Origin of the sequence: Herbaspirillum sp. GW103 (assembly GCF_000261365.1) — a bacterium.
Classification (GTDB): Bacteria; Pseudomonadota; Gammaproteobacteria; order Burkholderiales; family Burkholderiaceae_D; genus Herbaspirillum.
On the sequence record NZ_AJVC01000003.1, the window covers coordinates 824763 to 839243 of the forward strand.

The window sequence follows — 14481 nt, forward strand, 5'->3', positions numbered from 1 at the left end:
TGTTGAGAGCTAGTGAATGGCCGGACTTCAGGAGGCCATGTATTTCAGGTAATTGTTGAGTGAAGCATCCTGATCATTGATCTGGATGCCCAGAATCTGCAGGAAGTTGCCATCGCCACAACGGGCGTACAACTTGCCACCTTCGAAGAACTTGTCCTGCGTACCGTGGGCCCGCTGCAGCGCGGGATGGGCCGCTGGCGGAACCAGCCGGGTTCTCGTGACCGTAATTTTATCACCCGCGATTTCTTCGAAGGCGCCAGGATAGGGCGGGGCCACCGCGCGCACCAGATTATGGACCTCGCCGGCGGTACGACGCCAGTCGATGCGGCCATCTTCGGGCTTGCGGCCGCTGAAGTAGCTGCCTTGCGAGAGCTCATTGGGCAGGTTGGGGGTCTGGCCGGCCAGCATGGCCGGCAGCACGTTCCAGAGCGTCATTTCGGCGGCCACGACGACCTTGCCGAAGACTTCATGGGCGGTGTCGTCGGGCAGGATGGGCACGGCCGTCTGCGCCACGATGGCGCCGGCGTCCGGCTTGACCGTCATTTCATGCAGGGTGGCGCCGGTCTCGGTTTCGCCGTGCAGCACCGCCCAGTTGATGGGCACGCGCCCGCGATACTTGGGCAGCAGCGAGCCGTGCATGTTGTAGGCACCGCGCCTGGCGCAGGCCAGTACTTCCACCGGCAGCATATGGCGGTAATAGAAACTGAAGATAAAGTCCGGCTGTGCGGCCTGCAGCTGGGCCAGCAACTGCGGCGAGCGCGCATCGGCGGGGGTGATGCAGGCAATGCCGTGCTCGCGGCACAGGCCGGCCACCGAACCGAACCAGATGTTCTCGGCAGCGTTGTCCTCATGGGTGACCACCAGGGACACCTGCACGCCGCGGGCGAGCAAGACCTTCAGGCAGCGTACACCCACATCATGGTAGGCAAAGACGACGGCGTTCATAGGGCTTGCTTGTCTTCTGAAGTAGCTTGCTCAAGGATGGCCTGCACCACATAGCGCGGGCGCGAGCGCACCTGCATGTAGATGCGGCCGATGTATTCGCCCAGCAGGCCGATGGAGAACAGGATCACGCCCATCAGGAAGAAGGTGATGGCGAACAGCGTGAACACCCCGCCCACTTCGGCACCGATGAGCAGGCGGCGCAGCACGATGAGGATGAACAGCGCGGCCGAAGCGAACGACAGGGCAATACCCAGCAGCGAGAAGAATTGCAGCGGCACCAGCGAGAAGCCCGTCACCAGGTCGAAGTTCAGGCGGATCAGGCTGTAGAAGGAATATTTCGATTCCCCGGCCGAGCGTTCTTCATGTTCCACCACGATCTCGGTCGGATTGCGCGCGAAGGTGTAGGCCAGCGCCGGTACGAAGGTATTGACCTCGCGGCACTGATTGACCAGGTCAATGACATTGCGACCATAGGCGCGCAGCATGTTGCCCTGGTCGGTCATCTTGATGCGGGTGATCTTTTCACGCAGGCGGTTCATGGCCTTGGAGGCATAGGTGCGCCAGGCCGAATCCTGGCGCTTGCGGCGGATCGAGCCGACGTAGTCGTAGCCTTCACGCATCTTGGCCACCAGGTTGCCGATTTCTTCGGGCGGATTCTGCAGGTCGGCGTCCAGGGTCACCACGACTTCGCCACGGGTGGCTTCGAAGCCGGCCATGATGGCCATGTGTTGACCATAGTTGCCATTGAAGAGCACCACGCGCGTCACATCCGGGCGGATGCGGTATTGCTCGGCCAGGATGCCGGCGGAGCGGTCGCGACTGCCATCGTTGACGAAGATGACTTCATAGCGGTATCCCAGGGCGTCCAGCGCCGGGTAGAGGCGCTCGAACAGTTTGGAGAGCCCGGATTCCTCGTTGTATACCGGGATGACGACGGACAGTTCTGGTTTCATCAAATATCGTAAATTGCTGGAATTGCGTGGTGTCGGCACGGACGGAGCCGTATCGACGTCCATAAATCAAAGGCCCGATGCGCCACGATCAGCTTCATCGCGGCGTTCAGGCCAGGGAGTGTGCTGCTGCGACATTGCAGGAATGCAAATAAATCGAATTATGCCGAATTTCTTCGCATCAACCGCAAAAATCAGCCAAGCACCGATTTTACCGTTTCAACTGCGCGCTCAACGTCTTCTTTACTCATTGCATTGAACATGGGCAGCGAGACGATGCGCTGGCCGACGCGCTCGGCCACCGGGAACATGCCTTCCTTGAAGCCGCGTTCACGGTAGAGCTTGAGCAAATGAATGGCCGGGTAGTGATAGCCAATGCCGATCTGCTTTTCCATCATCTTTTCCATGAAGGCGGCGCGGGTGATGCGTTCTGGCAGGACCAGCTGGAACATGTGCCAGTTGGAGTTGTCGAGATCGGCCACCGGCAGCTGGGCACCGTAGTTGGCTTCGAAGTCGCTGCCGAAGCAGGCGAAATAGTGGCGTGCCAGCGCCTTGCGATGGGCGGTAATGGCGTCGATATGGGCGAACTGCCCCAGGCCGATGGCGGCGGCCACATCGGTCATGTTGAACTTGCCACCCAGGACGTCCACTTCCAGGCCGTCGAAGCCGCTGCGGGTGACGCCCTGCAGGCGGTATTTCTCGGCCAGGCGGGCTTCCTCGGCATTGTTGAGCACCAGGAAACCGCCTTCGGAGCTGGTGACGTTCTTGTTGGCCTGCAGGCTGAAGGAAACGAAGTCGCCGAAGGCGCCGATGCGCTTGCCGTTCCAGGTCGATCCCAGTGCCTGGGCGGCGTCTTCCACCACGCGCAGCTGGTGCTTGGCGGCAATGGCGTAGAGGCGGTCCATGTCCACCGGCAGGCCGGACAGGTAGATCGGGATGATGGCCCTGGTACGCGGGGTGATGGCCGCCTCCAGCTGATCCAGGTCGATGTTGCGGGTGACCGGATCAATGTCGGCAAAGACCGGGGTGGCGCCGGTCTCCAGGATCACGTTGGCGGTGGCGACCCAGGAGATCGGGGTGGTGATGACCTCATCGCCCGGCCCGATGCCAGCGATGCGCAGGGCGATTTCCATCGTGCAGGTGCCGGAATTGAAGGTGCGCACGATGCGCCCGTCCAGGTACTCCGACAAGGCCTTTTCGAAGGCCTGCACCTTGGGGCCGCTGGTGATCCAGCCCGATCGCAGCACGTCGCCGACGGCGGCGATGGTGGCTTCATCGATGGTGGGTTTGGCAAACGGCAGAAAGGGCAGGCTCATGGTGAAATCCGGTCAGACGATATTCAGGGGGGAGGGCCGCGCCAGGCGGCAGGGCTGTTGCCGGCGCGCCGGGCGCACGGCAACGCGGTATTGTAAATCAGCTTCTGGTCAGCAAGACCACACCGACGATGATCACGCCAATGGCCAGCAGGCGCTGCGGGGTGACCGCCTCACCCAGGAAGTACCAGGCACCGATGGCATTGATGATGTAGCCCAGGGAAAGCAGCGGGTAGGCGATGGTCACATCCACGCGCGACAGGCCGATGATCCACACGCCGACCGAAATCACGTAGCAGGACAGGCCACCGATGATGGGCAGCTGGGTGGCCAGCTTGAGCCCGGTGGAAAACCAGTTGTCCGCCGTCAGGTGGATCGCGCCGACGGCATTGGTGCCGGCCTTGAGCAGCAATTGTGCAACTGCGTTCAGGCAGATGCCGACAAAGATGAAGCCAAATGTCGTCAGGTTCATTTCGCGGCCTTCTTCTCGCCAGCGGCCGGAACGGCGGGGGCCGGATCATTGGCCACGATCACCCGGCGCGGGTCCTGGCCGATCAGGCGCATGGGCAGCTTGCGCTCGACCAGCTGCTTGTAGATGGTCGGATCGATGATGGCGATATCCTTCTTGCCGGCGGCATGGTCGGCCACCCACTGTGCCACGAAGGCATCGACGGTCGGCAGCCACAGCTGCGGTTCCTGCTTGAGGCCGAACTCCATCTCATCGGCATGCTCCACCAGGATCATGGTGCGGCGCAGATAGAAGGGCAGGGCCTGTTCATAGCGGCCGACCAGATAGATCGGTGTTTCCGGCTTCAGTTCGGCCTGCAGGACGGGCACGTAGTCCACGCCTGCGGAATAGCGGCCTTGCGGGTCATGGCCCAGCATCAGCAACTGGCCGGCCAGGAAGGCGGTGGTCGCCAGTGAGGTCACGGCCCAGTCCTTGTGCTGACGCGCCAGACGGATGGCGGCGATGCCGCCGACGAAGAAGATCAGGGCACCCGCATACAGGTAGGGCACGTGGGCTTCGATCAGCGGCAGGGAGTAGGCGTTCTTGGCCAGCGAGGGCACGCGCGGGATGAAGGCCAGCGCCACCGCCGAGGGCAGGGCCACCAGCGAGCCGGCCCAGGCCAGCGCCTTGTAGTCGGCTTCTTCCAGATAGCAGGCGATCAGCAATGCCAGCGCCGGGAAGATCGGCAGGATGTAGGAGGGTAGCTTGGAGTCCGAGATGCTGAAGAACACGAAGATGAATACCGCCCACACCAGCAGCAGTCGCTTGGGCTGGAAGCGTCCGCCGTTGAGACTGTTGTAGCCGGCCGTATCGCGCTGTTCGCGGGTGCCTTTCCACAGGCTCTGGAAGAACACGCCCAGCCAGGGAATGATGCCCAGTACCAGAATGGGGATGAAGTAGTACCACGGACCGGTGCGGCTATGAATCTTGGTGGTGAAGCGCTGGAAGTGTTCGTGGATGAAGAAGAACTGCGGGAACTCCGGATTGCGCAGCGACACCGCCAGGAACCAGGGGGTGCAGATCGCAAAGAACAGGATCAGGCCCTTGATCAGGTGCAGCCGCTTCCAGATCGCCCAGTCGCGCGCGAAGATTGAATAGAGTACCAACACCGCGCCCGGCAGGACGATACCGATCAGACCCTTGGACAGCACCGCCAGCGCCATGCCGGCCCAGCACAGCAGCATCCAGTTGCGCTGGCTCTCGCGGGAGGCGCCGTCGCGCTGCGCCATCAGGAGCGAACAGAGGGCGATGGTCATCATCCCCGACAGCCCCATGTCCAGCGTATTGATGTGGCCCATGCCCGCCCAGAAGAAGCTGGAGGCCAGCACCAGTGCCGCATAGAAGCCCACGCGGCCATTGAAGATGCGGGTGCCGGTATAGCTCGCCAGGCCGATGCCGAGCAGGCCGCACAGGCCCGTCCACAGGCGCGCCTGCCATTCACCCAGGCCAAACAGCTCGAAGGTGATGGCATTCATCCAGGTTTGCAGGGGTGGCTTCTCGAAGTACTTGATGCCGTTCAGGCGGGTGGTGATCCAGTCTTGCGTGGCCACCATCTCGCGCGCCATTTCGGCATAGCGGCCCTCGTCGGTGGGCACCAGCACGCGGGCGCCCAGCATCCAGAACCAGACCAGCAGGAAGAGAATGATCAGCGTCCAGACGAACGCCTTGGATTTGTACAGTTCGCGCATTGACAGCGGTTCCTTGTTGCGTGTTCTTCGGTTTCTTGTCGCGGCAGGTGCCGGCGTCAGGCCTGGGGTGCGATGATCAGCGCCAGGGCCACCTTGCGCCCTTCGGCCATGAGAATGTTGTAGGTGCGGCAGGCCGCCTGGTTATCCATGCACTCCACGCCGATGCGGCGCGCGGTCAGCGCCGTGGTCAGCCTGGGATGCACGAAGCGCTGGCGTTCGCCGGTGCCCAGGATGACCACATCGGGCGCGGTAGCATCGATCTGGGCGAAATGCTCGGTGGTGAGTGCCTCGAAGCGCTCTACCGGCCACGGCACCGGTTCACTTTCGGGCAGTACCAGCAGGCTGTTGGTGAACCGGATGGCATTGAGCTCGACACCGTCTTCGTCGTAGGCGGTGACGGTCTGGTATTGCTTGGTTTCGGTCGAATGGAGCTTCATCGCAGATGGGCAGGATGGGTTGCAGGCGGCCCCGCGGGGCGAACGTCCAGGCCATGATGTCAGGTCGACATACATCGCGGCAACCTGGTCGTAAAGTGCGCCATTGTAGCCGTTTCCGACCCTGGCGCACGCCTATTTGATTGATAAAATGCTTAGCTTTGGGCAAAATGGCCGGTTCCCGGCAAGCCCATGGGGCGCCGCCGCAGGCCTCTTTGCAAGTGCTTTACACTGCACTGCAGCAGGCAAAAACATGCAGGAAAATGACGGCAAGCGTGGTAATGGAGAGAGCCGCGAGGTAAAGGTTCCGGTCCGGCGCATGCGGCCGATGAAGCAGGGCAGGCCCGGCCGGCAGCCGGTGCGGCCTGGCGCGAAACGAATAGAGGAAGAGCTGTGCGACCGATTCAGAAATCCAAGAAGCTGGCAGATGTGTGTTACGACATTCGGGGTCCCGTGCTGGAAAAAGCGCGTCAGATGGAGGAAGAGGGCCACAAGATCATCAAGCTCAATATCGGCAATCTGGCCGCCTTCGGCTTCGATGCGCCCGACGAGATCGTGCAGGACATGATCCGCAACATGGGCAATGCCTCCGGCTATACCGATTCCAAGGGCCTGTTCGCCCCGCGCAAGTCGGTCATGCACTACACCCAGCAAAAGAAGATCGAGGGTGTCACCATCGATGACATCTATCTCGGCAATGGCGCCTCCGAACTGATCGTCATGAGCGTGAACGCGCTGCTCAACACCGGTGACGAAGTGCTGGTCCCTTCGCCCGACTATCCGTTGTGGACGGCGGCGGTGAGCCTGTCGGGCGGTACTCCGGTCCATTACGTCTGCGACGAGCAGCAAGGCTGGCAGCCCGACATCGCCGATATCAAGAAGAAGATCACGCCCAACACCAAGGCCATCGTCGTCATCAATCCCAACAACCCGACCGGCGCGCTCTATTCGGTGGACGTGCTCAAGGAAATCATCGAACTGGCGCGTCAGCACCAGTTGATCATTCTGGCCGACGAGATCTACGACAAGGTGCTCTACGACGGCAACACCCATACCTCGCTGGCCTCGCTGGCCGATGACGTGCTGTTCATCACCTTCAACGGCCTGTCCAAGAACTATCGTTCCTGCGGCTACCGCGCTGGCTGGATGGTGGTGTCGGGGGAGAAGAAGCATGCCCGCGACTACATCGAAGGCTTGAACATGCTGGCCTCCATGCGCCTGTGCGCCAATGCGCCTGGCCAGTTCGCCATCCAGACCGCCTTGGGCGGCTATCAGAGCATCAACGACCTGGTGGCGCCCAATGGTCGCCTCACCAAGCAGCGCGACCTGGCACACCGGCTCCTGACCGATATCCCCGGCGTGACCTGCGTGAAGCCCAAATCGGCGCTGTACATGTTCCCGCGCCTGGATCCGGAGATCTATCCGATCAAGGACGATCAGGAATTCGCCTACGAGCTGCTGGCCGAGGAAAAGGTGTTGATCGTGCAGGGCACCGGCTTCAATTGCCCCACGCCGGACCACTTCCGCGTGGTGTTCCTGCCCAACACCGACGACCTGACCGAGTCCATGGGGCGCATTGCGCACTTCCTGGAAGGCTACCGCCGTCGTCACGGTACGGCCTGATCCGTTTCTGCAGTCCCCGTCATGCTGCGGCCAGCGGCGTGACGGTCATTTTTCATCAACCACGAAGACAATATGAAATCCATCAAAGTAGGTTTGCTCGGCATCGGCACCGTGGGTTCCGGTACTTTCAATGTTCTCCAGCGCAACCAGGAAGAGATTGCGCGCCGTGCAGGCCGGGGCATTGAAATTACCATGGTCGCCGCTCGCAATACTGCCCGCGCGACCGAACTGACCCAGGGAAAAGTCAAGGTCGTCAACGACGGCAACCTGGTGGTGAACGATCCCGGGATCGATATCGTCGTGGAACTGATCGGCGGTGATGACATCGCCCGCGACCTGGTGCTCAAGGCCATCGCCAACGGCAAGCACGTGGTCACGGCCAACAAGGCCCTGATCGCCAAGCACGGCAATGAAATCTTCAAGGCGGCGCAGGAAAAGGGCGTCATGGTGGCCTTCGAGGCCGCCGTGGCCGGTGGCATCCCCATCATCAAGGCGCTGCGCGAAGGTCTCACCGCCAACCGCATCCAGTGGGTCGCCGGCATCATCAACGGCACCACCAATTTCATCCTCTCCGAGATGCGCGACAAGGGGCTGGACTTCGACGTGGTGCTCAAGGAAGCGCAACGCCTGGGCTATGCCGAAGCCGACCCGACCTTCGACATCGAAGGCGTGGACGCGGCCCACAAGCTGACCATCATGGCCTCGATCGCCTTCGGCATCCCGGTGCAGTTCGACAAGGCCCATGTGGAAGGCATCACCAAGCTGCAGGCCAGCGACATCACCTACGCCGAGAAGCTGGGCTATCGCATCAAGCTCCTGGGCATTACCCGCCAGACCGAGAAGGGCATCGAGCTGCGCGTACACCCGACGCTGATCCCGGCCTCGCGCCTGATCGCCAATGTCGAGGGCGCGATGAATGCCGTGGTGGTGCGCGGCGACGCCGTGGGCGAAGCGTTGTACTACGGCAAGGGTGCCGGTTCCGAGCCGACCGCCTCAGCGGTCATCGCCGACCTGGTCGACATTACCCGCCTGGCGACCGCCGATCCGGAGCACCACGTGCCTTCGCTGGCCTTCCAGCTCAATGCCATGGCCGATACCCCGGTGCTGCCGATGAGCGAAGTGGTGACCAGCTACTACCTGCGCATCCGCGTGGCCGACCAGGCTGGCGTGCTGGCCGATGTGACGCGCATCCTGGCTGATTCGACCATTTCCATCGATGCCATGCTGCAGAAGGAGCCGGCCGAAGGCGAGCAGCAGACCGACATCATCATGCTGACCCACCAGACCCAGGAAAAGAACATCGAGGCCGCCATCGCCAAGATCGAATCCCTGGCGACCGTGGTTGGTCAGGTCACCAAGATCCGCCTGGAAGAACTGGGCTGATCAGCGCTCAAGGCAGCAATGAAAAACGGAGCCCGCGGGCTCCGTTTTTCATTAAATCGGGAAAGAGGGTGGTCAAGGCCCCCTATGATCATTTCTTCAGTTCGAAATTGCAGACCGCCTGCAGCATGGCGTCGCCCACCGACATCGGTTTGGGCTTGTTGAACTCTTGTCCCTTCAGGGCATCGCTGTGGTCACGCTTGTCGCCCTTGCCATCGTTCTCGGCGAAGATGATTTCACGCACCAGCTTCATGGAGCCGGCCTTGCAGTTGTACTGGTGCAAGTCCTTGTAGGACTTCAGGGTCGGGAAGCTCGGGTCGCCGTTGTTGGGGCGGGCTTGCTTGAAGTTCCACATCGACCAGGCCTCGCGGATGCCGCCGGATTCGATGATGGAGTCGGTGTCCACCAGCAGCTCGGAGCTGTCCGTGCCGCCCAGCGATTGCCAGTTCTCGGCATGCGCCGGCAGGCTCGCCAGCAGGGCGCCGAACAGGCCGGCCGTGGCCAGCAGGGTCTTGATCTTGTGGTTCATGCCGTTTTCCATCCTTTTGAGTGTGAAATGCGTCTTTGATGTGGCCAGCGCGCAAACATTCCCGCCATCCCGGCGGTGCTGCACGAAGTGGCGCAGCATAGCCCGGCCATGCGCGGCTTTCAAGGGCGGTAACGTTTTATTTCAGCTGCCCTCCATGCCATGATGATTCGGTGCAACATTGGCCGCGCACGACCAGCATCGTTGGCCATGGCACGGCATCCCGGTGCAGCTTTCTTCCATGCCGCGCTTTTGTGCGGCGCCCGCTGGCCGTATAATCGAGGACTTTCCTCCCACTCCACGCTCTCGCCGCCTGCCGGCGCATCCTATCGACATGCACTACGTTTCCACCCGCGGTCACGCTGCAACTCCTTCCTTTTCTGACATCCTGCTGGGCGGCCTGGCCCCTGACGGCGGCCTGTACCTGCCGGCAGCGTATCCGCAGGTCAGCGGCGCCGAACTGGATCAGTGGCGCACGCTGTCGTATGCCGACCTGGCCTTCGAAGTCCTCAAGAAATTCGCCACCGACATTCCGGAAGCGGACCTCAAGGCGCTGGCCCACAAGACCTATACCGCCGACGTCTACCGCAACACCCGCGTCGGTGAAGATGCCAGCCAGATCACCCCGCTGCGTACCCTGCAGGACGAGCAAGGCAAGAAGCTGGTGCTGCAAAGCCTGTCCAACGGCCCCACGCTGGCCTTCAAGGACATGGCGATGCAATTGCTGGGCAATCTGTTCGAATATGCGCTGGCCAAAAAGGGCGCGGAATTGAACATCGTCGGCGCCACCTCAGGCGACACCGGCAGCGCTGCCGAATACGCCATGCGTGGCAAGAAGGGCATCCGCGTCTTCATGCTGTCGCCGCACAAGAAGATGAGCGCCTTCCAGACCGCCCAGATGTTCAGCCTGCAAGACCCCAACATCTTCAACCTGGCGGTCGAAGGCGTCTTCGACGATTGCCAGGACATCGTCAAAGCCATCTCCAACGACCTGGAGTACAAGGCCACCAAGAAGATCGGTACCGTCAACTCGATCAACTGGGCACGCGTGGTGGCCCAGGTGGTGTACTACTTCCGGGGCTACCTGGCCGCGACCACCAGCAATGAGCAGAAGGTGTCCTTCACCGTCCCTTCGGGCAACTTCGGCAACATCTGCGCCGGCCACATTGCCCGCATGATGGGCTTGCCCATCGACAAGCTGGTGGTGGCCACCAACGAGAACGACGTGTTGGACGAATTCTTCCGCACCGGCCACTACCGCGTGCGCAAGTCGGCCGAGACCTACCACACCAGCAGCCCCAGCATGGACATCAGCAAGGCCTCCAACTTCGAGCGCTTCGTCTATGATTTGCTGGGCCGCGACAGCGCCCGCGTGAAAGCCCTGTTCCACAAGGTCGAGACCGAGGGCGGCTTTGACCTCAGCGGCCAGGCCGGCAGCGACGGCAATGAATTCGCCAGCGTCATGCAGTACGGTTTTGCCTCCGGCAAGTCGACCCACGCCGACCGTCTGGAGACCATCCGCTTCGCCGAGAAGGCCTATGGCATTACCGTCGACACCCACACTGCCGACGGCATCAAGGTGGCCCGCGAACATCTGGTACCAGGCGTGACCATGATCGTGCTGGAAACCGCCTTGCCGGCCAAGTTCAATGAAACCATCCGCGAAGCCCTGGGCCGCGATGCCGATCGTCCCGCCGGTTTCGAGAACATCGAGGCGCTGCCGCAGCGCTTCGAGGTGATGCCGGCCGATGCCGCCCGCGTGAAGGCTTACGTGGCCGAGCATACCGGCCTGTAAGCCGCGCAGTCGTCATTGCAACGCCGTCCGCGCCCAGCGCCCGGACGGCGTTTTTCATGGAGCGCGGCGGGGCGCTGATTGCATTAGAATGTCGGGTCGCTGTATCGACCAGAAAACAACGCTCACCCGTCATCCGATCTTCTCCCTCAGGCTTGCCATGTCCGCCACGTCCACTCCCGCCGTCGCCCCCTCATCCGACCAGCCGCCCCGTGCTCCCATGCAGGACGTCAGCCAGGCGCTCGACACCTTGCTGGCGGCTGCCGTGCCGGTGCTGGAACACGAGAGCGTTGATGTCCTGGAGGCTGGTGGCCGCGTGCTGGCCGAGCCGGTCACGGCCTGCATCGATGTGCCCGGCATGGACAATTCACAAATGGATGGCTACGCCGTGCGTGCGGCCGATTGCGCATCGGGCCAGGCCCGCCTGCGCGTGTCGCAGCGCATTCCGGCGGGCCACGTGGGCCAGCCGCTGGAAGCGGGTACGGCGGCGCGCATCTTTACCGGTGCGATGATGCCGCAGGGCGCTGACGCCGTCGTCATGCAGGAAGCCTGCGAGACCGAGGGCGACTACGTGGTGATCCGCCATGTCCCCAAGAGCGGTGAATGGGTGCGCATGATCGGTGAAGACATCCGCCAGGGCAGCACCATCCTCGCGGCCGGCACCCGCCTGCGCCCGCAGGAACTGGGGTTGGCGGCCTCCATCGGTCAGGCGCGGCTGCAGGTGCTGCGGCCGGTGCGTGTGGCGGTGTTCTTCACTGGCGATGAACTGACCATGCCCGGCCAGCCATTGAAGCCGGGCGGCATCTACAATTCCAATCGCTTTCTGCTGCGTGGCCTGTTGCAGAAACTGGGCTGCCAGGTGAGCGACTTCGGCATCGTGCCCGACAGTCTGGAGGCGACCCGCCTGACCCTGCGCGAGGCCGCTCGCGAGCACGACCTCATCATCACCAGCGGCGGCGTCTCGGTGGGGGAAGAAGACCATGTGAAGCCCGCTGTCGAAGCTGAGGGCCGTATCAACATGTGGCAGATCGCCATGAAGCCTGGCAAGCCGCTGGCCTTTGGCCAGGTGCGGCGCGGAACAGGGGTGGGTGAAGAGGGAAGTGAAGCTTTCTTCCTGGGATTGCCGGGCAATCCGGTGTCGTCCTTTGTGACCTTCCTGCTGTTCGTACGGCCCTTCATCCTGCGCCTGCAAGGGCTGCCGCACGAGTCCGTGTTGCCGCAGCCGGTGGCCATGCGGGCCGACTTCGACTGGCCGCGCGCCGACCGCCGCCGGGAATTCCTGCGGGTACGTCGCAACGCTCAGGGCGGGCTGGATCTTTTCCCCAGTCAGGGGTCGGCGGTGCTGACCTCGACCGTCTGGGCCGATGGTCTGATTGACAATCCGCCCGGACAAACCATCGCTGCCGGCGATACGGTGCAGTTCCTGGCGTTCGATGCGCTGCTGAACTGAAGCCGACGGAGCTCCGATGAGACTGGCTGACATCGATCAGTACCTGAGCAGCAGCATTCCCAGCGAGGCCACCGGCTGGCGTCGCTTCGTGCTGGAATTTCTCATGTTCGGCATCAAGGAAGCGCGCTGTTGCCTGTTTGCGGGCCTCTTCTTCGCCGCCGTTTTCCTGATGCCGCGCGCTGGACTGCTCGGCCTTCCCCGCTATGATGCCTTGCTGCTCTTCGCCTTGCTGGTGCAGGCATGGATGGTCTCGACCCGGATCGAAACCATGGCCGAACTCAAGGCCATCAGCGTCTTCCACGTGGTCGGTTTTGCGCTGGAGGTGTTCAAGACCTCGGGGGCGATCCAGTCCTGGAGTTATCCTGACTTCGCCTATACCAAGCTGTTCGGGGTGCCGCTGTTTTCCGGATTCATGTATGCCGCCGTGGGCAGCTACATCATCCAGGCCTGGCGCCTGTTCGACCTGCGCATCCAGCATCATCCCCCGTACTGGATGGCGACCCTGATCGCCTTGCTGATTTACGTCAATTTCTTCACGCATCATTACATCGGCGACTACCGCTGGTATCTGGCGGCTTGCGCACTGGGTCTGTATGCCCGCTCCACGGTGCTGTTCCGCCCGCTGGACCGGGACCGCAAGATGCCGCTGCTGCTGGCGTTCCTGCTGATCGGGTTCTTCATCTGGCTGGCCGAGAACATCAGTACCTTCTTCGGCATCTGGCGCTATCCCAACCAGATGGGAGCCTGGTCCACCGTGCACCTGGGCAAATGGAGTGCCTGGTCGTTGCTGGTGATGATGACCTTTACCATCGTGGTTCATCTCAAGCATATCCGCAGCAAGATTCATATCGCCCACTGAGGGTCTGCTGCCATCATCAAGGACATCCCATGAAAATCGAACTCCGTTTCTTCGCCAGCGTGCGCGAAGCCCTGCAGACCTCGCAGGAAATCATCGAGCTGCCCGACAGCGTCAAGACCGTCGGCGACGTGCGCGCCTTCCTGATGGGCCGGGGCGGCATCTGGGCCGAAGTGCTGGGACCGGAAAAGAACCTGCGCATGGCCTACGACCATGAAATGACTGAGGCCGATACCGAGATCGTCGATGGTGGCGAGGTGGCCTTCTTCCCGCCCGTCACCGGGGGCTGACGTGAGCACCGGTCGCGATCCGGTAGTGGGCACGATTGCGCACTACAGCAGCAACGCGCAAAGTTTCCGCGAGGGGACCTGGGATCATGACGTCAGCCAGAACATGGCGGCCCTGCTCGATGCCCTGCACGCCAGGTCGGGGCCAGCCCGGCAGGGACCGTTCACGATCCTGGACCTCGGCTGTGGTCCGGGACGAGACCTGATCGAATTCACCCGGCTTGGCCATGTGGCCGTGGGGCTGGACGGCACGGCCGAATTCGTCGAGATGGCGCGCGCGGCCAGCGGCTGTGAAGTCCTGCATCAGGATTTCCTGCAGCTGGATCTGCCGCTGGCACGCTTTGACGGCATCTTTGCCAATGCCTCGCTGTTTCACGTGCCGTCCACCGAGCTGCCGCGCGTGCTGGGACAGCTGCATGCCAGCCTGAAGCCGGGTGGCATCCTCTTCAGTTCCAATCCGCGCGGCAATGATCTGGAAGGCTGGAGCGGTCCGCGCTATGGGGTCTGGCATAGCCTGGAAGGCTGGCGGCGCTATGTGGTGCCAGCGGGCTTCGTTGAATTGCGGCATTATTACCGCCCTGACGGTTTGCCGCGCGAGCAGCAGCCGTGGCTGGCCAGCGTCTGGCAGAAGATGGAAGACCCGCATCCAGCGGGCTGAGACCGGACATTCGGCATGCCGGATTCTTTGGGAGGAGACCAGGCCTGCGCCAAACAGGCTTGCGGAGGGGT

At 62.3% G+C, this 14481-nt stretch carries 14 protein-coding genes; 7 read left to right on the forward strand and 7 right to left on the reverse strand.

Going from position 1 to position 14481, the window contains the following annotated elements; all coding sequences use genetic code 11:
- Positions 1-27: 27 nt before the first annotated feature.
- The 6 genes from GWL_RS07305 to GWL_RS07330 all read right to left on the reverse strand — a co-directional run bounded on the left by GWL_RS07305 (position 28) and on the right by GWL_RS07330 (position 5841).
- A complete protein-coding gene (locus tag GWL_RS07305) occupies positions 28-945 on the reverse strand; it encodes a formyltransferase (protein ID WP_008328237.1) in 918 nt (305 codons plus the stop codon).
- Complete coding sequence (locus GWL_RS07310; RefSeq protein ID WP_034350243.1) at positions 942-1898, reverse strand: glycosyltransferase; 957 nt, start codon at positions 1896-1898, stop codon at positions 942-944. Before GWL_RS07310 ends, GWL_RS07305 begins: the two co-directional genes overlap by 4 nt.
- A 191-nt stretch (positions 1899-2089) precedes the next feature.
- Positions 2090-3211 (reverse strand): DegT/DnrJ/EryC1/StrS aminotransferase family protein, encoded by a 1122-nt coding sequence (locus GWL_RS07315; RefSeq protein WP_008328239.1) that lies wholly within the window; start codon positions 3209-3211, stop codon positions 2090-2092.
- 97 nt (positions 3212-3308) lie between these two features.
- On the reverse strand, positions 3309-3680 hold the full coding sequence (locus GWL_RS07320) for a multidrug efflux SMR transporter (protein ID WP_008328240.1): 372 nt from the start codon (positions 3678-3680) through the stop codon (positions 3309-3311).
- Positions 3677-5404, reverse strand: a complete 1728-nt coding sequence (locus tag GWL_RS07325) for a glycosyltransferase family 39 protein (RefSeq protein ID WP_008328241.1) — start codon at positions 5402-5404, stop codon at positions 3677-3679. The genes GWL_RS07320 and GWL_RS07325 overlap by 4 nt, the downstream gene beginning before the upstream one ends.
- Before the next feature lie 56 nt (positions 5405-5460).
- Complete coding sequence (locus tag GWL_RS07330) at positions 5461-5841, reverse strand: Mth938-like domain-containing protein (protein ID WP_008328242.1); 381 nt, start codon at positions 5839-5841, stop codon at positions 5461-5463.
- 390 nt (positions 5842-6231) lie between these two features.
- Between GWL_RS07330 and GWL_RS07335 the strand changes: the two genes are divergently transcribed.
- Both GWL_RS07335 and GWL_RS07340 read left to right on the forward strand, forming a co-directional pair.
- Complete coding sequence (locus tag GWL_RS07335; RefSeq protein ID WP_034350244.1) at positions 6232-7461, forward strand: pyridoxal phosphate-dependent aminotransferase; 1230 nt, start codon at positions 6232-6234, stop codon at positions 7459-7461.
- Between the two features lie 72 nt (positions 7462-7533).
- Positions 7534-8844 (forward strand): homoserine dehydrogenase, encoded by a 1311-nt coding sequence (locus GWL_RS07340; RefSeq protein WP_008328246.1) that lies wholly within the window; start codon positions 7534-7536, stop codon positions 8842-8844.
- A gap of 88 nt (positions 8845-8932) precedes the next feature.
- Here GWL_RS07340 and GWL_RS07345 read toward each other — a convergent pair whose 3' ends face one another.
- Entirely contained in the window at positions 8933-9370 is a 438-nt protein-coding gene (locus GWL_RS07345; protein WP_034350578.1) for a surface-adhesin E family protein, read from the reverse strand.
- Positions 9371-9701: 331 nt separating this feature from the next.
- Between GWL_RS07345 and thrC the strand changes: the two genes are divergently transcribed.
- From thrC to GWL_RS07370, 5 genes are all read left to right on the forward strand, one after another.
- The gene (gene thrC / locus GWL_RS07350; protein WP_008328248.1) at positions 9702-11162 is read left to right on the forward strand and encodes a threonine synthase; all 1461 of its coding nucleotides are present in this window, start codon (positions 9702-9704) and stop codon (positions 11160-11162) included.
- A 157-nt stretch (positions 11163-11319) separates the two neighbouring features.
- The gene (gene glp / locus GWL_RS07355; RefSeq protein WP_034350245.1) at positions 11320-12609 is read left to right on the forward strand and encodes a gephyrin-like molybdotransferase Glp; all 1290 of its coding nucleotides are present in this window, start codon (positions 11320-11322) and stop codon (positions 12607-12609) included.
- A gap of 16 nt (positions 12610-12625) precedes the next feature.
- The gene (locus tag GWL_RS07360; protein ID WP_008328250.1) at positions 12626-13468 is read left to right on the forward strand and encodes a DUF817 domain-containing protein; all 843 of its coding nucleotides are present in this window, start codon (positions 12626-12628) and stop codon (positions 13466-13468) included.
- Positions 13469-13497: 29 nt separating this feature from the next.
- Positions 13498-13755, forward strand: a complete 258-nt coding sequence (gene moaD, locus GWL_RS07365) for a molybdopterin converting factor subunit 1 (RefSeq protein ID WP_008328251.1) — start codon at positions 13498-13500, stop codon at positions 13753-13755.
- A 1-nt stretch (position 13756) separates the two neighbouring features.
- Complete coding sequence (locus GWL_RS07370; RefSeq protein WP_008328252.1) at positions 13757-14410, forward strand: bifunctional 2-polyprenyl-6-hydroxyphenol methylase/3-demethylubiquinol 3-O-methyltransferase UbiG; 654 nt, start codon at positions 13757-13759, stop codon at positions 14408-14410.
- Positions 14411-14481: the final 71 nt, after the last annotated feature.

Excerpts from the sequence above, each read along its gene's own strand:
- glp (WP_034350245.1), top strand. The coding sequence starts at position 11,320 with ATGTCCGCCACGTCCACTCCCGCCGTCGCCCCCTCATCCGACCAGCCG.
- GWL_RS07330 (WP_008328242.1), bottom strand. The coding sequence starts at position 5,841 with ATGAAGCTCCATTCGACCGAAACCAAGCAATACCAGACCGTCACCGCC.
- GWL_RS07315 (WP_008328239.1), bottom strand. The coding sequence starts at position 3,211 with ATGAGCCTGCCCTTTCTGCCGTTTGCCAAACCCACCATCGATGAAGCC.
- GWL_RS07345 (WP_034350578.1), bottom strand. The coding sequence starts at position 9,370 with ATGAACCACAAGATCAAGACCCTGCTGGCCACGGCCGGCCTGTTCGGC.
- GWL_RS07310 (WP_034350243.1), bottom strand. The coding sequence starts at position 1,898 with ATGAAACCAGAACTGTCCGTCGTCATCCCGGTATACAACGAGGAATCC.
- GWL_RS07325 (WP_008328241.1), bottom strand. The coding sequence starts at position 5,404 with ATGCGCGAACTGTACAAATCCAAGGCGTTCGTCTGGACGCTGATCATT.
- GWL_RS07305 (WP_008328237.1), bottom strand. The coding sequence starts at position 945 with ATGAACGCCGTCGTCTTTGCCTACCATGATGTGGGTGTACGCTGCCTG.
- moaD (WP_008328251.1), top strand. The coding sequence starts at position 13,498 with ATGAAAATCGAACTCCGTTTCTTCGCCAGCGTGCGCGAAGCCCTGCAG.
- GWL_RS07360 (WP_008328250.1), top strand. The coding sequence starts at position 12,626 with ATGAGACTGGCTGACATCGATCAGTACCTGAGCAGCAGCATTCCCAGC.
- GWL_RS07320 (WP_008328240.1), bottom strand. The coding sequence starts at position 3,680 with ATGAACCTGACGACATTTGGCTTCATCTTTGTCGGCATCTGCCTGAAC.
- thrC (WP_008328248.1), top strand. The coding sequence starts at position 9,702 with ATGCACTACGTTTCCACCCGCGGTCACGCTGCAACTCCTTCCTTTTCT.
- GWL_RS07340 (WP_008328246.1), top strand. The coding sequence starts at position 7,534 with ATGAAATCCATCAAAGTAGGTTTGCTCGGCATCGGCACCGTGGGTTCC.